The following is a 17,280-nucleotide window of genomic DNA, read 5'->3' on the forward strand; positions in this document are numbered from 1 at the left end:
ATTTCCAATGACCAGTCCCATCATCGTCGGCCATCGCGGCGCCCGCAATCTCTGGGCGGAGAACAGCCTGACCGGCTTTCGCAACCTTCTCGACCTCGAAGTCGAATCGGTCGAATTCGACGTGCATCTGAGCGCCACCGGCGAACTCCTCGTCATCCACGACGCGACGCTCGACCGCACTACCGAACGCTCCGGCTGGGTAAGCGAACTTGCCGCCGGCGAATACCGCTCGGTGATCCTCAAGGGCACCGATGAGCACATTCCGACGCTCGAAGACGTGCTCGAAATCTACGCGCCGACCGGCCTCGAACTGCATGTGGAACTGAAGGCCGACGCCGACGGCACGCCCTATGAAGGCCTCGAAGCCAGGGCTGCCGCGATGCTCGATCGTTTCGGCGTTGCGGAGAATTCCTTCCTGACCAGCTTCAGCGGCGACGTCCTGAAGACGATCGGCGAAGTCGCGCCGCATATCCGCCGGCTTTCCTCGCTTAATCACAAATCCGTCCAGGCTCTCGGCCTGCGCCAATCCGTCGAAGCCATGCTGTTGGTCTCCGACGTGCTGGCGATCGAAAAGGCGTTGCTGCTGGAGGAATGGGAATTGCTCTCCGCGCTCGTCCCGGCCGAAAAGCTCGGCGTCTGGGTTCCGAACGAGCTGGAAGAGCTGTCCTTCTGGCTGAAGCGGCCGCTGCGCCAGATTACCACTGACCGCCCGGACCTTGCGGTCAAGGCTCGCGAAGGACTGTTCGATGCCGCTCATTGATCGTCGAAGCCTGCTGCTGGGCGGATTGGCGGCGGCTGCCATCTGGCGGCCGCTCGGCTCCGCACGGGCGGCAAGCTTCAGCACCGATCCCTTCGCTCTCGGCGTCGCCTCCGGCGCGCCGAGAGCCGACAGCGTTGTCCTTTGGACGCGGCTGGTCCTGGAGAACGCATCGCCCGCCGCCGCCGATCCCTTTGCCCCGGCGCCGAAGCAGAACCTTGATCCGATCGACGTGGAGTGGACGGTCGCCGAGGACGAGGCTTTTTCAAAGCCGGTTCAGTCCGGCCTATTCCGTGCAGTCCCCGATTTCGCCCATTCCGTGCATGTGGAGGTGAAGGGCCTTCAACCCGGCCGCTGGTATTTCTACCGCTTCCGCTCCGGCAATGCGACGAGCCCGGTCGGCCGCACCCGAACAGCACCGGTCGACAGCGTCAACACGCTTCGCCTCGCCTTCGCCTCCTGCCAGCAATACGAGCAGGGTTTCTACAGCGCCTATGCCGACATGACCGGCCGCGACCTCGATCTCGTCGTCCATCTCGGAGATTACATCTATGAGCGGAGTTATGGCGCGCAGCTCGTGCGCAAGCACGAGACCGGCATACCATCGATGCTCTACGAATTCCGCGACCGTTATGCTCTCTACAAATCCGACCCGCAACTGCAGGCCGCCCACGCCGCCTTTCCCTGGCTCGCCGTCTGGGACGATCACGAGGTTACCAACAACTACGCCAATGACCGCGCCCCCGACGCGCCGAATCCGGCGGAGTTTCTCACCCGCCGCCGCGCCGCATATCAGGCCTGGTTCGAGCACATGCCGGTACATCCGAGCCTTGCCGCCGGGTTCGATGCGCTCCGCATCTACGATCATTATCGGTTCGGCAATCTGGCTGGCGTGACGCTTCTCGACACGCGGGAATACCGCTCGCCGGAACTCGAAGGGTCTGCGGGCGATGACCGGCCGGAGCGGACCATGCTCGGCCCGGCGCAGGAAGAATGGCTCGGCAAGACGCTCGGTACCAGCCAGGCGAAATGGAACATCATCGCCCAGCAGACCCTGCTTGCCGAACGCGACATTAGGGCCGGACCCGCTACGGCATACAATCTCGACGGCTGGGACGGATATCGCGCCGCCCGCGGTCGTCTGCTGGAGGCGGTGCAGACCTCGGCGGTCGAGAACCCCCTAATCATCGGCGGCGATCTGCACGCCTTCTATGCGGCCGACGTGAAGCGCGATTTCGCCGACGAAAAGGCCCGGGCCATCGCCAGCGAATTCGTCTGCGGCTCGATCACCTCGGACGCGCCGTCTGCCGCAAGCCTTGCGACCGCACTTGCCGAAAACCCGCATCTCAAGTTTGCCTCGGACAAGCATGGTTATGCGATCATGCGCTTGAGCGAGAGGTCGGCCGAGGTGGATTTCATCGGTGTCGCCGACCGCAAGCAGCAGAATTCCCCCGCCTCCGTTTTCCAGAGCTTTGCCGTCGCCGACGGTGCGGCCGGCGTCAATCGGCTTTGACGCTTCACCCAAGTTGGACTTTCATGCAGATAGATCTCCTGATTTTCGATTGTGACGGCGTCCTGATCAACAGCGAGCCGATCGCCAGCCGCACGCTTGCCAAGGCCCTGCAGGATGCCGGCGCCGCGATCACCACCGAAGAGGTGCTGGTCCGCTTCACCGGCAATTCGGCGAGCGTCATCCGCCGCATCTGCACCGAAGAGCTTGGCATTGCCGATCTGGATACGGTCTTCGAGGCCTGGCATCTCGATATCTATCCGGAATTCGCCCGCTCGCTGGAACCGATGCCCGGTATCGAAAGCCTCGTTCGCTCGTTACCGCATCGCAAATGCGTCGCCTCTAACAGCTCGACGGACCGGCTGTCGAAAAGCCTTGGTCTTTTGCCCCTCTGGAACGCTTTTGCGCCCTCCATCTTCAGCGCCGACATGGTGGCACGGCCGAAACCGGCGCCGGATCTCTTCCATCTCTGCGCCGAAACGCTCGCCGTCGATGCGGCCCGTTGCGTCGTGATCGACGACAGCGCCCACGGGATCACCGGGGCGAGGGCGGCGGGCATGACGGCGATCGGTTTTGTCGATCCTGCCGATCCGCGGCCCGGCCGCGCGAAAATCCTGGCGGAGGCCGGTGCCGTTTTCGTGGCGACCGGCGCCGACGAGCTTCAGGAAGCGCTCGCCCGGCTAGAAGCCCCGCTCTCCGTGGAAGCCTGAGCGGCCACCTTCCGAACATCCGGCAATAAAAAATCCAAGGTGTCATCCGCCTGTAAAACTCCGGCCCTAAGAAACGCCCAGCAAGATTGCACGGCTGTGCAAAAGGGGGTTCGATGGAACGGGACGGTTTTCTGGAATTGCGCGGTGTCGCCAGCCGTTATGGCGCCACGCAGGTTCTGACCGATATCGATCTGTCGATCGCCAAGGGCGAATTCGTGGCGCTGCTCGGGTCGTCCGGCTGCGGCAAGACCACGCTTCTGCGTCTGCTTGCCGGTTTCATCAGCCCGTCGGCGGGCGAAGTGAAGGTGCGCCATCGCGACGTGACCCACCTTCCGCCCGACAAACGCGGCATGGCGCTGGTTTTCCAATCCTATGCGCTTTGGCCGCATATGACGGTGGCGCAGAACATCGGTTATGGACTGAAGTTGAAGGGCATTTCTCGAACCGAGATCGCGGCCCGGGTCGCCGCGATGCAGTCGCTGCTCGGCCTCGACGGTCTGGAGGCGCGCAAGCCGCAGGCGTTGTCGGGCGGCCAGCGCCAGCGTGTCGCGCTCGGTCGGGCGCTCGCCATCGATCCGGAAATCCTGCTGCTCGACGAGCCGCTGTCGAACCTCGACGCACGCATCCGCCTGACTGTGCGCCACGAGTTGCGGGCGCTGCAGAAGCGGCTGGGCATCACCGCCATCCACGTCACGCACGATCGCGAGGAGGCCATGGTGATGGCCGACCGGATCGTCATCCTCAATGCCGGCAGGATCGCCCAGCAGGGCACGCCGGAGGAAGTCTATAACCGTCCCGCCTCAGCCTTCGTCGCCGCCTTCATGGGTGCCGAAAATGTGCTTCTCCTGAACGGTGCGCCGCAGAGTGACCAGTTCGCGATCGCCGTCGGCCCGGCCAATGCGGCCTGTTCCGTGCCGCTCCTCGGCCGTCCGTTGGCCGCCGGTCCGGTCGAAGCTCGCTTCCGCCCGGAGGCCGCGCGCCTTTTTTCGACCGACGATATCGCCGTGATCGGCCCCGGCATCACCTTCGGGGGCGAGGTCGCCGCCGTCAGCTATCCCGGCGGCCATTGGCGTCATGTAGTCAAACTCGGCGATCACGAGATCATGGCCGATGCCGAGCGCGCCTTCGAGCCGGGCACCCGCGTCGCCGTGTTCGTGCCGGCTGAGGCGCTCTTTCTGTTCGGTTCGCCGGAGGCTGCTTCGGCCTCCCCTATTTCCCGGGCGCCATCCGGGAAAGTCCACGCCTGACCTTTCGATACCTCTGCCTTTTCAACTCACGGAGAAGCACTCATGAACAAGATGTCCTACGCAGCCTTCGCCGTCGCTTTCGCAGCCCTTCCGGTTCATGCCGAAGAGCTGACGGTTGCGACCGCCGGTGACCAGAACATGGTCGATTACATCAACCAGTATCTCGGACCGCTGTTCGAAAAGACCTATCCGGGCAACACGGTTCGCGCCGTCGGCACCGGTCCCGGCGATGCAGGCTCGCAGAAGATTCTCGAGCGCTTCGACGCCCAGTCTGCCGCCAAGTCCGATAAGTGGGACGTCGACGTTGCCGTCGTCCACGAAAAATTCGTCGGCCCGATGGTGACCAAGAGCTATCTCGACAAGTATCGCGGCGACATCGACACCGGCAAGCTCGTCTCGCGCGACAACGCCAAGATGGCGCTCGGCACCAATGTCGACGGTTATGTCATGCCGATGTTCAACAGCCAGACCGCGATCGCCTACAACCCTGCGCTCGTTCCGAACCCGCCGAAGTCCTACGCAGAACTCGCAGACTGGGCCAAAGCCCATCCGAAGCAGTTCGGTTATAACGGCATCAAGGGCGGCGCTTCCGGCGTTTCGTTCGTCATGGGCTGGATCTATGCCTTCGGCGGCGGCGATGCCAACACCCTGATGAACGGTCCGTTCAAGGAAGAAGAAACCAAGAAGTGGGATGCGGCCTTCAAGAGCCTCGCCGACTTCACCACCAATGCCACGCTGACGCCCGGCAATGCCGGCACGCTCGACCTCCTGTCGCGTGGCGAAATCGCCATGGGCCCGGTCTGGGTCGACATGTTCTACTCGTGGCAGGCCAACGGCCAGCTGCCGCCGACCATGAAGCTGGTTCTGCCGGCCCCCGGCATGCCGGGCCAGCCGATGCACTACGTCCTGCCGGAAAAGGCGGCTCACAAGGCGCTGGCGGAGAAGTTCATTGCGCTTGCCACCAGCCCCAAGGTCCAGGCCGAAGGCATCGTCAAGCGTTTCAACTGGTATCCGGGCATCGACGCAGACAAGGTGAAGGTCGAACTCGACGACGCAACGTGGAACAAGCTGTTCGTCGACATCTCGCCGGCCGACCTTGCCGCCAAGGGCAAGCCCTTCCCGATCGCGCCCTACAACACCGCGATCCTCGAAGCTTATGAGAAGTCTGTGAAGTAAACAGTCAGCGTCTGCCCCTCATCCGCCTGCCGGCACCTTCTCCCCGCTCGCGGGGAGAAGGACCAATGCCGCGCCCTCTCCGCCCGATTGACGGTCGGGTGGGGCACGTTCCCTCTCCCCGCATGCGGGGAGAGGGTTAGGGTGAGGGGCAAACTTCAGCGAGCGTGAACCCCATGCCAAAACGCCTTCTCGGTCTCCTTCTCGTGCTGCCGGCACTCGCGGTGATCGCCTTCCTTTTCATCCTGCCGCTGATCATGTCGGCGGTTGGTGCCTTCCAGGTGGAGGGGGCTTTCGGCTGGGGCAATTTCACCAAGACTTTCGACCTCTATACCAAGGACATCATTTTCACCGTCGTGATCGTCAGCCTATCGACGGTGCTGATCGGCATCGCCTCGATCGCGATCGGCGGGTATCTGACGCTCGGCGAACATCCGGTCGCGGTGGCGATCCTGCGCTGGCTCTATCGTTGGCCGATGTTCATTCCCTTCATCGTCGTCGGCCAGATTCTCCGCACGTTCCTCTCCAAGAACGGCATGATGAACAACACTTTCATCAATCTCGGCCTGCTGACGCCGCTCGATGCGGTGAGCTTCCTCGACTGGCGCGGCATCGTCATCGCCTTCGTCTGGAAGCAGACGCCATTCGTGGCGCTGCTCGTCGCCGGCGCCATGGCCTCCATCAACCGCGACACGATCGAGGCAGCCCGCAATCTCGGGGCCTCACGGCTGCGGCTGCTCTTGGAGATCGTCGTGCCGCAGGTGGCGATGACGCTGACGGTCGGCCTCATCCTTTCCTTCGTCACCATGATGTCGGTTCTCTCGGTGCCGCTGATGATCAACGCCCAGTCGCCGACCATGTTGACCGCCGATATCGCCTTCCGGGTCAATTCCTACGGGGACTACGGTGTCGCCAATGCGCTTGGCCTGATCTCGCTCGTGCTCGCCGCCTCCGTCGCATGGATCTACCTGCGCGCCAGCCTGAAGGAGCGCGCATGACCGCCGCCCGCAATCCTCTCGCCGCGCTCTGGTGGGTGCCGCGCGGCATCATCTTCGGGCTGATGGCCTTTTTCATCTTCGGGCCGCTGTTCAACCTGCTGCTCTGGACGGTGGCCGAGAAGTGGTATTTCCCCTACAGCCTGCCGCTGGAATACGGCTTTAGTTCCTGGGCAAAAGTGTTCGCGCCGCGCGGCGGCGCGATGGAATCGCTCACCAATTCGCTGATCGTGGCGCTGCTCACCGTCGTGGTCTCGCTGTTGCTGGCTATCCCGGCCGGCTACGCGCTGGCGCGGCTGAAACTGCCGTTCCGCGGCTTCATCCTGCTCGCCTTCCTCATACCGCAGGCCTTTCCGAACCTGACGGTCTATGTGAACATCGCCCGCATATTCTACGAGATCAGGCTCAACGGCACCATTCCGGGTGTCGTGCTGGTCCACGTCTCGCACGGCCTCGTTTATGCGGTGTGGATCGCGACGGCCGCCTTTTCGGCGATCGACGCGGAGCTCGAACAGGCGGCGCGCAATATCGGCGCCGGAGCCTTCCGGGCTTTCCTCGACGTGACCCTGCCGCTCGCAGCACCCGGCCTGATGGCGAGCGCCATCTTCGTGTTCCTGGAATCGCTCGACGAGTTCACCGGCAGCTATTTCGTCGGCGCGCCTGATGTGAACATGCTGCCGCTATTGCTCTATACGACCGCCGCCGGCGGAAATTATCAGATCGCATCGATCACCGCCCTCTTGCTGCTCGTTCCCTCTCTGGTGTTCATGTTGATCGTCGAGCGATTCCTGAAGGCGGACGTCCTTTCGCGCGTGGGGCATTGAGGAAAGCATGAAGGACGAAAAACGGATGCGCTTTGTCAGCGCCGAACAGGTCGCCCGCCTTGCCGGCGTCTCCCGGTCGGCCGTTTCCCGCACGTTTACGCCAGGCGCCAGCGTTGCGCCGGCGACGCGCGAAAAGGTGCTGCGGGCGGCGGAAGAGCTCGGCTATCACGTCAACGACCTTGCCCGCGGCGTGCTTGCCAACCAGAGCCGGCTTGTCGGCATCGTCGCCACCAAGCCGGAACTCGGCTTTCGCGCCCATCTGACCGCGGCTTTGGCCAAAGCGCTGATCCAGCGTGGCAGCATCCCGATCCTCATCAATACTGGACAGGCGGAAGAGGAATTGCTGGCGGCCCAGAAAATGCTGATCGGCCACCGCGCCGAGGCGACGATCATCCTTTCCGGCTCGCCCCCGGCAAGCTTCTTCGATCTCGCCCAGCGCAACGGCCAGCCGCTGGTGGTGATCGGCCGTTCGGAACCGGGTGCCGATCATGTTCGCGCCGGCAATTCCGAGGCCTCCCGCAAGGCCGCCAATGCCTTTTTCGATGCCGGCCGTCGGCGCCTCGCCGTTGTCGGTTCGCAATCGGGGACGCCGAGCATCGTCGAACGCGAAAATGCCTTTAGGTCGGCGGCGCTGGCGCTCGGCGCCGAGGTCCGCTCCGCCGGCGGGCCCGATTCCGATTACGACAGCGGCATCGCCGCCGCCCGCGAGCTGTTTGCCGGTGGCGAACGCCCGGACGCGGTGTTCTGCGCCAACGATCAGATCGCCTTCGGCCTGATGGATTTCATCCGCATCGAGACAAAACTGCGCATTCCCGAAGACGTTGCGGTGATCGGTTTCGACGACGTGCCGGAAGCGGCCTGGCTGAGCTACAGCCTCACCACGTTCCGCCAGGACCCGGTCATCATGGCGCTGCGGGCCGTCGAGCTTCTCGAACGACGCCTCGAAAACCCGGACGCTTCGCCGGGTTACGAGCGGGTCATCCCCGAACTGGTGGTGCGAAAGAGTTTTGTTCCGGTTTAAAGCTTCAGCAGCTTGCGGGCGTTTTCCTTGAGGATCAGCGGCCGCACCTCGTCCTTGATCGAGATTGCGGCAAAATCCGCCATCCAGCGGTCCGGCGTGATCGCCGGCCAGTCCGAGCCGAACAGCATTTTGTGCTTCAGGATCGAGTTGGCGTACTGCACCAGGATGGCCGGAAAATATTTCGGCGACCAGCCGGACATGTCGATATAGACGTTCGGCTTGTGGGTCGCGACCGAAAGCGCCTCTTCCTGCCAGGGGAAGGAGGGGTGCGCGAGGATGATCGGCATGTCGGGAAAATCCGCCGCCACGTCGTCCAGATAGATCGGGTTGGAATATTTGAGCCGCATGTTCATGCCGCCGCGCATGCCGGCGCCGACGCCCGTCTGGCCCGTATGGAATAGTGTGATCGCACCCTCTTCGGCAATCGCCTCGTAGAGCGGATAGGCCATCCGGTCGTTCGGATAGAAGGCCTGCATGGTCGGGTGGAACTTGAAACCCTTGACGCCGAATTCCCGCACCAGCCGGCGCGCCTCGCGGGCGCCCATCTTGCCCTTGGCGGGGTCGATCGACGCGAACGGGATCATGATGTCGCTGTTTTCGGCGGCGATCATAGCCACTTCTTCGTTGTTGTAACGCCGGAAACCGGTCTCGCGCTCGGCATCGACCGGGAAGATCACACAGCCGATCTTGCGCTCGCGGTAATAGACGGCGGTCTCGTTCACCGTCGGCAGCATGCCCTTGTGGCCGGCCGGGTTCTTGAAATATTTGGCCATGCCGGCCTGGAATTGGTCATAGCCGTCGTCGCGCGGGCCGCAGCAGGGCTCTTCCGCATGGGTGTGGACGTCGATGGCGATCAGCTCGTCGATGTTCAAGGTTCGCTCCTCCCGATCCTTAAATTCAGCCCAAGCCTACGAATTTCCGCAGCAGGGACGTCAGTTGTTGGCGCTCGTCACCGGTAAGGTTGGCGCCGACCGACTCTTCGTAGGTGAAGAACCATTGGCTCGCCTGCTTCACCCTTGTAACCGCTTCCGGCGTCAGCGTGATCTCCACGGCGCGGCGATCTCCATCCGGCACCTTCCGAGAAACGAGGTTCTGATCCTCCAGCGCCCGGATCAGCTTGGTCATATGAGCCCGCTTGATCATCAGCCTTTGGCCGAGCACGCTTTGGCGGATGCCGGGATTGTGGAGGATGACCCAAAGCACGGAGAATTCCCCCGGCTTCAGATTATGCTCGCCGACCTCTTCGAAAAACCGCTCGTAGATCTTGAGCTGCGCCAGCCGCATCAGGAAACCGAGCGCAGAATTGAGCCGGTCGAGTTCGACCTCGTCTGCGGTGCGGATCGGCATGTCCATGGGCGTCTCCCCTTATGCCGAGCCCGGCGCCTTCAGCCGCGCGGCGCGTTTTTCCAGGAAGGCGCGCAGACGCTCTTCGGCCTCCGGGCTGGTGGCGGTGAAGGAGGCGATGAAGGATTCGACGAAAAGTCCGTCTTCCTTGGCCATGTCCTGGATTCGCGGCAACGCGTTGAGCACCGCGTAGTTGGAAATTTCGGCGTTGCTGGCGGCGGCTTCCGCAAGCTCATGCGCCTTTTGCCGGGCCATGCCCTTTTCGACGACGTATTGCGCCAGGTTCCAGCGCTCCGCCTCTTCCGCCGAAGCGACACGGCCGGTCAGCATCATGTCGGTCATGCGGGCGACGCCCATCAGCCGTGCGGCCCGCACCGAACCGCCGCCGCCGACGAAGATGCCGCGCTGGCCTTCCGGCAGGGCGAAAAAGGCGGACTTGTCCGCAACCCGGATATGCGTGGCGGACGCCAGTTCGAGGCCACCGCCGACCACCGCCCCATGCAGGGCTGAAATCCACGGGATCGTGCCATGTTCGATGCCGGCAAACACCGCATGCCAGCGGCGCGAACCGCGCACGCCTTCGATCGGCGTCTTCTTCACATGTTCGGCAAGGTCGAGCCCGGCGCAGAAGTGATCGCCATGGCCGAACAGCACGACGGCTTTCGCCTCGCTTTCGGCGCGCGCCACGGTCTCGGCGATCGTTTCAACGAAACGGTCGCTGATCGCATTGCGCTTTTCCGGACGATTGAGACCTATATGGGCAACATTGCCCTTGAGCTCATAGGTCACGAAGCTGGTTGCCGTATGATCGGCCATTTTATGCATTCTCCTCCAGCAACGGACGCTCCCCAGCCCGTCATCAGTTTTTGATCGTTTACAGGGAGATTGTTTCTTTGTAAACAAATTTTGGGAGCCCGATAGGGAGCATTGACGTCTGGGAGGAGAAGTCATGAGCGGAAAACCTGTGCGTGACGTGAAGCTGTGGTCGCCTGTGGTCGGCTGGGAAGAGCGGCCGAACGGCGAGTTCGTGGTCTGGCGTGAGGATCCGCTCGGCCCTTATCCCGACAAGCTCAACGAGCGGCTGATCCATTGGGCGAAAACCGCGCCCGATCGCACCTGGATGGCGGATCGCGAAGGCGCCGGTGAATGGCGCAGGGTGAGTTTTGCCGAGGCGCTGGATCAGGTGCGCCGCATCGGCCAGTTCCTGCTGGACATGAATCTCTCGGCCGAAAATCCGCTCGTCATCCTTTCGGAAAACTCGATCGAACATGCGCTGATGGCGCTCGGCGCCCAGCATGTAGGCATCCCGTCCGCGGCGATCGCCCCTGCCTACGCGACCATCTCCTCCGACTTTTCCAAGCTGCACGACATCGCAAAACAGATCACCCCCGGCCTGATTTTCGCAGACGACGCGGCTGCGTTCCGCAACGCTGTCGATACGGCTTTCGGGGCGGATATTCCGTTTGCCGGGATGCGTAACCTGCCCGAGGGCCGGTCCTGCACCTATCTCCTCGACGACATCCTCAAGACCGAGCCGACAGTGGCCGTGGACAAGGCTTTTGACGCAGTCGGGCCGGATACGGTTGCGAAATTCCTGTTCACCTCGGGCACGACCGGCTCGCCCAAGGCGGTGATCCAGACCCAGCGCATGCTCTGCTCCAACCAGGAAATGGTCACCGACTGCTATTCCTATTTCCGGGACGAGCCCCCGGTTCTGGTCGATTGGGCGCCCTGGAACCATACCGCCAGCGGCAACAAGGTGTTCAACATCGCCATCTATAGCGGCGGCACCTACTACATCGACCGCGGCAAGCCGAGCCCGGCGCTGATGGCCCAGACGATCGCCAACCTGAGGGAAATCTCGCCGACCTGGTATTTCAACGTGCCGGCCGGCTACGAAATGCTGATCCAGGCGATGCGCGAGGACGAAGGGCTTCGCAAGACCTTCTTCAAGGACCTGAAGCTCTTGATGTATGCCGGCGCCGGCATGGCGCAGCATACCTGGGATGCGCTGATCGAGCTTTCCGAAATGACGATTGGCGAACGGGTGCCGCTCGGCACCGGCATCGGCTCGACGGAGACCGCGCCGTTCGCGATCTTCTGCACGGAACCGCAGGAAAAGCCCGGCAATATTGGCGTCCCCGGCCAGGGCGTTACCATGAAACTGGTGCCGATCGACGACAAATACGAACTGCGCCTCAAGGGCCCGAACGTCACCCCAGGCTACTGGCGCAACGAGAAGCTGACGAAAGAAGCCTTTGACGAGGAGGGCTTCTATCGGATCGGTGACGCAGTGAAATTCGCCGTGCCGGGCGATCCGCGCCAGGGGTTCTATTTCGACGGCCGCACGGCCGAAAACTTCAAGCTGCAGACCGGCACCTGGGTGGCGGTGGGCGTGTTGCGGGCACAACTCGTCAATCAGTTTGGCGGGTTGATCCGCGATGCAGTCATCACCGGCGAGAACCGGGCCGAGCTCGGGGCGCTGGCGGTGCCCTTCATGCCGGCGCTGCGCGAACTGATCGGCGGCGACACTGCCCTTTCCGACGAGGCGGTGGTTGCCCATCCGAAGGTGAGGGCGGCGATCATCGAGCGGCTGAAGGAACATCAGCGCCAGTCGAGCGGTTCGGCAACGCGCGTCATGCGCATGATGCTGATGACCCAGCCGTTGCGTTTCGAAAAGGGCGAGGTAACCGACAAGGGTTCGATCAACCAGCGCGCCGTGCTCGCCCATCGTGGTGATCTCGTCGAGGAACTGTATGCGGATGCGCCGGGCGTCATCCGGGTCGGCAAGGAGCTGGCGGCATGAGGATCGAAGGAACAAGCGCCGTCGTCACCGGTGGCGGATCGGGGCTCGGCGAGGCGACGGCACGGCTGCTCGCGAAACTTGGGGCCGTGGTGCATGTCTTCGACCGCAACCAGGCTGCAGCCGAAAAGGTCGCGACCGAGATCGGCGGCGTGGCGCTTTCGGGCGACGTGACCAGCGAGGACGATGCGGCCAGGGCGCTCGATGTTGCGGCGAAGGCAGGTGACGGCTTGCGCATCCTCGTCAACTGCGCCGGCATCGGCACGGCGGGGCGCATCGTCGGCAAAAATGGCCCGATGCCGCTTGCCGATTTCGAGCGGGTCATCCGCGTCAACTTGATCGGCACGTTCAACATGATGCGGCTTGCGGCCGATCGCATGTCTGGCCTGCCCGAGCGCGACGACAAGGCACGTGGCGTCATCGTCAACACGGCGTCGGTCGCCGCTTTCGAGGGACAGATCGGCCAGGCGGCCTATGCGGCCTCCAAGGGCGGCATCGTTTCGCTGGCTTTGCCGGCGGCGCGCGAATTCTCCCGCTTCGGCATCCGCGTCAACACGGTGGCGCCCGGCATCTTCCTGACGCCGCTGCTTCATGAGCTGCCGCAGGAGGCGCAGGACAGCCTTGCCAGCGCTATCCCCTATCCGTCCCGGCTCGGCGATCCCGGCGAGTTTGCCGACGCGGTGCGGTTCGTGATCGAGAACCAGTATGTCAACGGCGAAGTGATCCGGCTCGACGGCGCACTGCGCATGCAGCCGCGGTGACCGGCGATGTCGTTTGCGGATCAGGCCGACCGAACGCTGGACATCCTGGCTCTGACGCCGGGCTGGCACCGGCTCAAGGAACTCCGTGAGGATTGCGACGACGAGACGGTTGCCGCAATTATCGAGGAGGCAGCGAGTTTTGCCGAGGGCGTGCTGGCGCCGCTGAATGCGGTCGGCGACCGGCTCGGCGCGAAGGTGGTCGACGGCCGGGTGAAGACGCCGGACGGTTTTGCCGATGCGTTTCGGCAATATGCCGAGGCTGGCTGGCTCGGCATGGACATGGCCGAGAAATTCGGCGGCCAGGCCGTGCCGCTGACCTTGCATGCCGCCTGCGCGCCGTTGTTCGAGCGCGCCTGCGTGGCGCTGATGATGGCGGCCGGCTCGACCCGTGCGGCGGCCCATCTTCTGGCGGAAGCCGCCGACGAAGCGACCGCAAACGAATGGGTGCCGAAGCTTAGCACCGGCGAATGGGCGGCGACGATCTGCATTTCCGAACCGGAAGCGGGTTCCGACGTCGGCCGGCTGCGCACGAAGGCCGAACTCAGCGATGGCGAATGGCTGATCACCGGCCAGAAGATCTGGATCTCCTTCGGCGATCACGACATGGCGGACCGCATCGGTCATTGCCTGCTCGCCCGCACCAACGACCAACCGGGCACGCGCGGCATCAGCCTGTTTCTGGTGCCGAACCTCATCGATAGTCAGCCGAATGGGGTTTCGGTCGATCGAATCGAGGAGAAGATGGGCCTGCACGGCTCTCCCACCTGTGCCATGCGCTTCGACAATGCCCGGGGCATCATGCTCGGCCGCGAAGGGCGCGGCCTGCCGCAGCTTTTCACCATGATCGAGCTGATGCGGCTGCTCACCGGCTGCCAGGGGCTTGGCATCGCCTCCGCCGCGGCCGACATTGCCGAAGACTATGCCAAGGAGCGCCGCCAGGGCGGACGGCCTGACCAGCCGCCGGTGCCGATATCGAGCCATCCGGATGTGCAGCGCCAGCTGCATGAGATCCGCAGCTCCACGGAAATCCTGCGCGCCGCCATTCTCGAACTTGCCACGACAATGGATATTGCCCGGCTGGAGCCCGAGTCCGGCCTGGAGGACTTTACCGGCTGGATGCTGCCGCTGATCAAGAATTTTGGCGCAGCGGCGGGGTTCGAGACAGCGAATGCGGCGATCCAGGTGCTTGGCGGCGTCGGCTACACCCGCGACTGGCCGCTCGAACAATATCTGCGCGATGCCCGCATCATGACCATTTATGAGGGCACGACGGGCATGCAGGCGCTGGATTTCCTGACCCGCCGCCTTTGGCGCGACGAGGGGCGGGGGCTCGCGCTTTTCCTCGAGAAGGCACGCGACGAAATTGACGCCTACATCGCCGAACATCCGGCGGCATCGGAACAGGCTCTCGCGGCCCTCGATGGGTTCGAGCGCTTGAGCGGGCGGATGACGGAGCTTCAGAGCGATCCGGATGCCGCCCTCTACCGAGCCGACAGCTATATGCGGGCTGCCTGGTCGGCTGTATCGGTGTGGATGGCATTGCGCATCTCGGAAACCGGTGCGGTCCGGAGACTGGCTGCGGAGTTCGATTTCCATAGCGCACGTTGCGGCTGATATGGAACGCGGCCGGAGTTGCGGAACCTCGAAAAATATGCGTGTGATGCCAGCTCGGATTTTTTCTCGAAACGAGAAAGATAGTGAACATACTTCTCGATATCGGTGCGTTCCTGGCGACCGCCCGCGCCGGCAGTTTTTCCGCCGCCGGCCGTGACCTGGGCGTCGCGACCTCGGTCATCACCAAGCGCGTCAAGCGGCTCGAAGAGCATCTGAACACGCAGCTTTTCGTGCGCACCACAAGGCGGCTGGCGCTGACGCTCGATGGCGAACGGCTAAGGCCTCGCCTGCAGCTCCTAGTCGGCGAGATCGAGGAGACACTGGCGACGCCGAACACCCACGAACTCGGGCTGACCGGTTCGCTGCGCATCAAGGCGCCGACGACGCTGACCTCGATGTTCTTCGGCGATATCTGCGCCGCGTTCCAGGCCGCCAATCCGCGGGTGAAGATGGAGATCGTGCTGATCGACCGTTCGGTCAATCCGCTCGAGGAGGGGTTCGACGTGGCGATCGGCGCGCTGCCTCAATCCTACGCGTACGTGATCGACCACCCGCTTTGCCCATATCCACGCGTCCTCTGCGCATCGCGGGACTATCTGGCAAGCCGCAAGCGGCCCAAGACGCCCACCGAACTCGTTGGCCACGAATGCATCACCTTCCACACGATCGGCACGACCTGGACCTTCCAGATGGAGACGAGCACGATCAATGTGGAGATCACCTCGAATTTCACGGCCAATGACAGCCGGGTCCTGCTTGCCGCTGCCCGTCAGGGGCTGGGACTGGCGATCCTGCCGAGGTTCCTCGCTCGATCGGATCTCGATAGCGGCACGCTCGAAGAGGTGATGCCGGAATTTCCGGTCGAGCCGCTTTGGGTCAAGGCGTCGGTGCCCAGGATCAAGATGAACAAGGTCGTGGTGTCGGAGTTCATATCCTACGTGCAGAAGCGGTTTTCGGAAGGGGTGCCGGATCAGGTCATTCCGATGTTCTGAGAAGAAATCCGGACCTGCCTCAAGCTCGCCGTTTCGCTGACGCCAAAACCGCTGAAATCCGGCGGGACCTTTCTCGAAACAAGAAAGCTGATCGCATCACTTGCCGGGTTCAAGGCGAGGCGGCTTGGGTTACGATCATCTCCAAAGCGCCAGGAGGGCGCAGGCTGTACGGGAGGGTTCGATGGCGGAGACGCTGAGCAGGGAAACGCGGATTGTCCGGCGCGAGAAGTCGGCGCCGTTCCGCAAGCTCAAGGCGGATATCTGCGTCGTCGGCGCCGGCATTGCCGGCATTTCCGCAGCACTTGAAGCCGCGAAGCTCGGTCGCAAGGTGGTGATTGTCGATGGCCAGGCAGCGCTCGGCGGGCAGGCCGTCAACTCGATCATAGCCACGTTCTGCGGCCTGTTTTCGAACGGCACGCATGGCTACCAGTTCACCTATGGCATCGCCGACAGGCTGCTCGCCCATCTCGAAAGCCAGGACCGGTCGATCTATTATCGCCACGGCCCGAACACCACGGTCGTCTATTACGACGAAGTGGTCCTCGGCCGCTGGATGGAGAGTAGCATTCTGGACGCCGGCATCGAGGTCATGCTCGGTGCGCAGATCCTCGACGTGCATGTCGAAGGCCGCCGCGTCGTCCAGACCGATTTCATGACCCGCTATGGCGGCGTCTCGATCGAGGCGACGGGCTGGGTGGAGGCGAGCGGCGACGCTGCGCTCGTCTGGCAGGCCGGTTTTGCCTGCCGCCAGCCGGAAAAGGGTGGCGTCTTCGGCACCCAGATGGTCGTGCTGGAAAACATCGACGAAGCCAGACAGCCGACCCGCTACGAGATCGGCGACCGGATGAAGGAGAAGGCAGCAAGCTACGGCCTGCTGCGCCGCGAAGGCCTCGGCTTCACCATTCCCGGCCGCGGCATTGCCGCCATGAACATGACGCATGTGGAAACTCCGCTCGATCCGGTAGAGGCCTCGAAAAAGGCGCTGGAAGGCAAGGACCAGGCGGCCCGCGCCGTGGAGTTCCTGAAGACGGAATTCCCGGAATGTTTCGGCAATGCCCGCATCCGCTCCTTCGGCCTGCCGGGCATCCGCCAGACCCGCTGGATCGCCGGCAGCCATCATCTGACCGTCGACGAGATCAAAGCCGGCACCAAGTTCGACGACGCGGTTGCCCGCACCGCCTGGCCGATCGAGCTGCATGACCATGGCGACGGCCACCACTGGATCACCTTCGACGAAGAGCATGCGCACTACATTCCGCTCGGCAGTCTGACGCCCGACGAATGCGATAACATCGCCGCCGCCGGCCGCTGCGTCGATGCGGATTCGGCTGCCCTCTCGAGTATCCGGGTCATGGGGCCATGCATCGCCATGGGCATGGCCGCCGCCAACGCGCTCGACCTTGCCGGAACCGGCAGCGTGCACCAGATCGATCGCGATGCGCTGCGCCAGCGGGTTTCCGACAACGTCGAAAAGAAGCATTATCGGTGGGCCGACGCGAAAATGCGCGCCGCATCGTGAGGAGGATGCG

The 17,280-nt window shown here is 63.4% G+C and carries 16 protein-coding genes; 13 read left to right on the plus strand and 3 right to left on the minus strand.

Going from position 1 to position 17,280, the window contains the following annotated elements:
- Positions 1 to 7 precede the first annotated feature (7 nt).
- The 8 genes from ACZ9IU_RS00335 (at position 8) to ACZ9IU_RS00370 (ending at position 8,237) form a co-directional block, all read left to right on the plus strand.
- Entirely contained in the window at positions 8 to 760 is a 753-nt protein-coding gene (locus tag ACZ9IU_RS00335; protein WP_038547624.1) for a glycerophosphodiester phosphodiesterase family protein, read from the plus strand.
- The gene (locus tag ACZ9IU_RS00340; RefSeq protein WP_038547626.1) at positions 747 to 2,270 is read left to right on the plus strand and encodes an alkaline phosphatase D family protein; all 1,524 of its coding nucleotides are present in this window, start codon (positions 747 to 749) and stop codon (positions 2,268 to 2,270) included. Before ACZ9IU_RS00335 ends, ACZ9IU_RS00340 begins: the two co-directional genes overlap by 14 nt.
- 23 nt (positions 2,271 to 2,293) lie before the next feature.
- On the plus strand, positions 2,294 to 2,977 hold the full coding sequence (locus tag ACZ9IU_RS00345) for an HAD family hydrolase (protein ID WP_051899917.1): 684 nt from the start codon (positions 2,294 to 2,296) through the stop codon (positions 2,975 to 2,977).
- Positions 2,978 to 3,090: 113 nt separating this feature from the next.
- Positions 3,091 to 4,224: an ABC transporter ATP-binding protein gene (locus tag ACZ9IU_RS00350; RefSeq protein WP_038547628.1), complete on the plus strand. Its 1,134-nt coding sequence runs from the start codon at positions 3,091 to 3,093 to the stop codon at positions 4,222 to 4,224.
- 42 nt (positions 4,225 to 4,266) lie between these two features.
- Positions 4,267 to 5,400, plus strand: a complete 1,134-nt coding sequence (locus tag ACZ9IU_RS00355; RefSeq protein WP_038547630.1) for an ABC transporter substrate-binding protein — start codon at positions 4,267 to 4,269, stop codon at positions 5,398 to 5,400.
- Between the two features lie 173 nt (positions 5,401 to 5,573).
- A complete protein-coding gene (locus tag ACZ9IU_RS00360) occupies positions 5,574 to 6,395 on the plus strand; it encodes an ABC transporter permease (protein WP_038547632.1) in 822 nt (273 codons plus the stop codon).
- Positions 6,392 to 7,216 (plus strand): ABC transporter permease, encoded by an 825-nt coding sequence (locus ACZ9IU_RS00365; protein WP_051899919.1) that lies wholly within the window; start codon positions 6,392 to 6,394, stop codon positions 7,214 to 7,216. Before ACZ9IU_RS00360 ends, ACZ9IU_RS00365 begins: the two co-directional genes overlap by 4 nt.
- Positions 7,217 to 7,223: 7 nt before the next feature.
- The gene (locus ACZ9IU_RS00370; RefSeq protein ID WP_038547634.1) at positions 7,224 to 8,237 is read left to right on the plus strand and encodes a LacI family DNA-binding transcriptional regulator; all 1,014 of its coding nucleotides are present in this window, start codon (positions 7,224 to 7,226) and stop codon (positions 8,235 to 8,237) included.
- On the opposite strand, the gene ACZ9IU_RS00375 is transcribed toward ACZ9IU_RS00370, so the two are convergent.
- From ACZ9IU_RS00375 to ACZ9IU_RS00385, 3 genes are read right to left on the minus strand one after another with little or no spacing between them, the layout of a single operon-like run.
- The gene (locus ACZ9IU_RS00375) at positions 8,234 to 9,109 is read right to left on the minus strand and encodes an amidohydrolase family protein (protein ID WP_038547636.1); all 876 of its coding nucleotides are present in this window, start codon (positions 9,107 to 9,109) and stop codon (positions 8,234 to 8,236) included. The genes ACZ9IU_RS00370 and ACZ9IU_RS00375 overlap by 4 nt on opposite strands.
- 25 nt (positions 9,110 to 9,134) lie before the next feature.
- Positions 9,135 to 9,590, minus strand: coding sequence for a MarR family winged helix-turn-helix transcriptional regulator (locus tag ACZ9IU_RS00380; protein ID WP_038547639.1), 456 nt, complete (start codon positions 9,588 to 9,590; stop codon positions 9,135 to 9,137).
- A 12-nt stretch (positions 9,591 to 9,602) separates the two neighbouring features.
- On the minus strand, positions 9,603 to 10,397 hold the full coding sequence (locus tag ACZ9IU_RS00385) for a crotonase/enoyl-CoA hydratase family protein (RefSeq protein ID WP_038547642.1): 795 nt from the start codon (positions 10,395 to 10,397) through the stop codon (positions 9,603 to 9,605).
- Between the two features lie 133 nt (positions 10,398 to 10,530).
- Here ACZ9IU_RS00385 and ACZ9IU_RS00390 point away from each other — a divergent pair, with 133 nt between their 5' ends.
- The 5 genes from ACZ9IU_RS00390 to ACZ9IU_RS00410 all read left to right on the plus strand — a co-directional run bounded on the left by ACZ9IU_RS00390 (position 10,531) and on the right by ACZ9IU_RS00410 (position 17,270).
- Positions 10,531 to 12,387, plus strand: coding sequence for a feruloyl-CoA synthase (locus ACZ9IU_RS00390; protein WP_038547644.1), 1,857 nt, complete (start codon positions 10,531 to 10,533; stop codon positions 12,385 to 12,387).
- Positions 12,384 to 13,145 carry an SDR family NAD(P)-dependent oxidoreductase gene (locus tag ACZ9IU_RS00395; RefSeq protein WP_038547647.1) on the plus strand — a complete coding sequence of 254 codons (762 nt, stop codon included), beginning with the start codon at positions 12,384 to 12,386 and terminating at the stop codon, positions 13,143 to 13,145. The genes ACZ9IU_RS00390 and ACZ9IU_RS00395 overlap by 4 nt, the downstream gene beginning before the upstream one ends.
- Positions 13,146 to 13,151: 6 nt before the next feature.
- Positions 13,152 to 14,759: an acyl-CoA dehydrogenase family protein gene (locus tag ACZ9IU_RS00400; RefSeq protein ID WP_051899921.1), complete on the plus strand. Its 1,608-nt coding sequence runs from the start codon at positions 13,152 to 13,154 to the stop codon at positions 14,757 to 14,759.
- 83 nt (positions 14,760 to 14,842) lie between these two features.
- The gene (locus ACZ9IU_RS00405) at positions 14,843 to 15,751 is read left to right on the plus strand and encodes a LysR family transcriptional regulator (RefSeq protein WP_038547650.1); all 909 of its coding nucleotides are present in this window, start codon (positions 14,843 to 14,845) and stop codon (positions 15,749 to 15,751) included.
- 181 nt (positions 15,752 to 15,932) lie between these two features.
- The gene (locus ACZ9IU_RS00410; RefSeq protein ID WP_038547653.1) at positions 15,933 to 17,270 is read left to right on the plus strand and encodes an FAD-dependent oxidoreductase; all 1,338 of its coding nucleotides are present in this window, start codon (positions 15,933 to 15,935) and stop codon (positions 17,268 to 17,270) included.
- Positions 17,271 to 17,280 lie beyond the last annotated feature (10 nt).

The organism is Mesorhizobium sp. USDA 4132, from assembly GCF_056279545.1.